3 protein-coding genes are annotated in these 2,944 nt (G+C 68.2%); 2 read left to right on the top strand and 1 reads right to left on the bottom strand.

The genetic code is table 11. The features are described from left to right. Positions 1-1,190 (top strand): electron transfer flavoprotein-ubiquinone oxidoreductase (locus AC1VAN_RS16910; RefSeq protein WP_480986259.1); only part of this gene is annotated, 1,190 nt, incomplete at its 5' end. A gap of 66 nt (positions 1,191-1,256) precedes the next feature. Continuing rightward, positions 1,257-1,658, top strand: a complete 402-nt coding sequence (locus AC1VAN_RS16905) for a c-type cytochrome (RefSeq protein WP_442251521.1) — start codon at positions 1,257-1,259, stop codon at positions 1,656-1,658. Here the strand turns inward: AC1VAN_RS16905 and AC1VAN_RS16900 are convergent. Continuing rightward, a partial coding sequence (locus AC1VAN_RS16900) for an ATP-binding protein (protein WP_480986258.1) occupies positions 1,652-2,944 on the bottom strand: 1,293 nt, incomplete at its 5' end. The two genes, AC1VAN_RS16905 and AC1VAN_RS16900, sit on opposite strands and share 7 nt — an antisense overlap.

Here is a 2,944-nt window from a genome sequence, read left to right as displayed (position 1 = left end):
CTACCGGCGACATGGGCATCGAAAAGGACGGCACGATCGGTCCGGCCTTCGAGCGCGGCATGGCCCTGCATGCGAAGTACACGGTGTTCGCCGAAGGCGCGCGCGGCCACCTCGGCCGCCAGCTGATCAGCCGTTTCAAGCTGGACGAAGGCAAGGATCCGCAGGCCTACGGCATCGGCATCAAGGAACTGTGGCAGATCGACCCGGCCAAGCATGAGCCGGGCCTGGTGGTGCACGCCGCCGGCTGGCCGCTGGATWCCGAYACCTACGGCGGTKCSTTCCTGTACCACGCCGACGGCGGCAAGGTCGCCATCGGCTACGTGGTCGGCCTGGACTACAAGAACCCCTGGCTGAGCCCGTTCGAGGAATTCCAGCGCTTCAAGACCCATCCGTCGATCCGCAAGCATCTGGAAGGCGGCACCCGCATCGGCTACGGCGCGCGTGCGATCACTGCGGGCGGCCTGATGTCGCTGCCCAAGACCGTGTTCCCGGGCGGCGCGCTGGTTGGCTGCGAAGCCGGCTWCCTSAACGTCAGCCGCATCAAGGGCAGCCACGCCGCSATCAAGWCCGGCAWGCTGKSCGCCGAWGCCGCSTTCGACGCGCTSGTSGCCGAYCGCCRSCASGATGAGCTCASCGCCTACCCGGCCGCCTTTGAAACCAGCTGGCTGCACGACGAACTGAAGCTGTCCAAGAACTTCAAGCAGTGGTTCAAGAAGGGCCRSACCGTGGCCACGCTGATGACCGGCATCGAGCAGTGGCTGCTGCCGAAGCTGGGCGTGCGCAACCCGCCGTGGACCCTGCGCCACAGCATCCCGGACCACGCCTGCCTGGAGCCGGCATCCAAGCACACGCGCATTGCCTATCCCAAGCCCGATGGCGTGCTGACCTTCGACCGCCTCAGCTCGGTGTTCCTCAGCAGCACCAACCACGACGAGAACCAGCCCAGCCACCTGACGCTGAAGGATGCGAGCATCCCGGTGAAGGTGAACCTGGCCGAGTACGCCGGTCCGGAAGCGCGCTACTGCCCGGCGGGCGTGTACGAATTCGTCGGCGACGGCAACGATGCGCGGCTGCAGATCAACGCGCAGAACTGCGTGCACTGCAAGACCTGCGACATCAAGGATCCGACCCAGAACATCGTCTGGGTGACCCCGCAGGGCGGCGGCGGCCCGAACTACTCCGGCATGTGACCGGCGATGGGGCTGCGACGGCCGGTCGCAGCCCCACGGCGCGTGCGCCCGTTATCCTGCTCGCCCATGCGTGCCCTTCGTCTGCTTCCCGCTGTTGCCACGATCCTGGTCGCCAGTGCGTGCCAGCGCCCRCCCGCTGCGCCCAGCACGCCCGAACAAGCGCGCCAGCAGGCGATGCAGCGCGCGTTCGAACTGTGCGCGGGCTGCCATACCGTCAATGCCGGCGGCATCCACCGCTTCGGTCCCAACCTGCATGGGGTGATCGGCCGCCGTGCGGGCAGCCTGCCCGACTACGCATACTCGCAGGGCATGCGCCGCGCCGACTTCGTCTGGAGTGCGCAGACCCTGGACACCTTCCTGCAGTCGCCCACCCATCTGGTACCCGGCACGCGCATGTACAACGCCTTCCCGAGCGCCGAGCGTCGCGCGCTGGTGATCGCTTACCTGCAGGAGCACGCGGCTCAGTGAGCCAGGCGCTGCAGCTGGTGCTGCAGGTGCGCCACGAACTGCCCGGCGTCGGCAACCGCCGATGCGACCTCTGCATCGCCCGCGGCCTGCAACCGTTCCACCAGCGCGTTGGCGCGATCGGCCAGGCCGCGTGCACCCACCGCCCCCAGCGCACCGGCCTGCCGATGCAGGTGCAGCGCGGCCGTCACCCGGTCGCCTTCGTGCAGCGCGCGCTGCAGGGCCGCGATGTCCTCGTTGCTGGCCTTGACCAGGCTGTCGTGCAGCTGCCGGGCGATCTCGCGCGAACCGAAGCGCCGTTGCAGGGTCGCCAGGTCGGGTAGCCCCTCGTCGCCCTCGGGCTCATCGTCGCTGTCCACCGCGGCCTGGTCATCTTCAGCACCCTCGGCGCGCGGCAACCAGCGCAGCAGCGCTTGCCGCAGCGTCGCCAGCGACAATGGCTTGGCCAGCACGTCGTCCATGCCGGCTTCGCGGCAGCGGCGTGCGTCATCGTCAAGCACGCTGGCGGTCAGCGCCAACACCGGCATCCGCGGCTGGCCGTTGCGCCCCTCGCGCTCGCGCAGCAGGCGGGTGAAACCAAATCCATCCAGCACCGGCATGCGGCAGTCGGTGATGACCAGATCGAAGGATTCCTCCGCCAGCCGGTCCAATGCCTGCTGCCCGTCATCAACCAGCACATGCGGCACGCCCAGCTGCTGCAGGCGCCAGGCCATCATCGCCTGGTTGGTGGGATGGTCTTCAATGATCATCACCCGTGCCTGGCGCAGATCAGGGGGCAGCAGCGCGATCTGCTGGTGCTCGGCCTGCAGCGCGATCACATCCTCGCTGCGCGCCTCCACCAGCGACAGCAGCACGTCAACCCGCGTTCCTTCGCCCAGCGTGCTTTCCAGCTTCAGTTCGCCGTCCATCTTCTGCACCAGGCGCCGGCAGATGCTCAGGCCCAGCCCGGTGCCCCCATGGTCGCGCTGGATGTACGCACCGGCCTGGGTGAAGGGTTCGAACAGGGTCGGCAGCTGCTCCGGCGCGATGCCGATGCCGGTGTCGGTGACGCTCAGGCGCRGCGGCTGGCTGCCATCCTCGGCAGTAGGCCCCAACACTTCCAGCTGCAGCCGCACCGAGCCCTTCACGGTGAACTTGATGGCATTGCTGAGCAGGTTGAACACGATCTGGCGCAGGCGCACGCCGTCCACCTCATGGGCCTGTGCCAGCTGTTCGTCAATGTCCAGCTGCAGGTCCAGGCCACGCGCCGTGGCCTGCGGCAACAACAGTCGATGCACACCCTCCAGCAG

This window comes from Stenotrophomonas sp. 05L44_2 (genome assembly GCF_056665995.1).
This window is presented reverse-complemented; position numbering and strand designations above follow the sequence as displayed.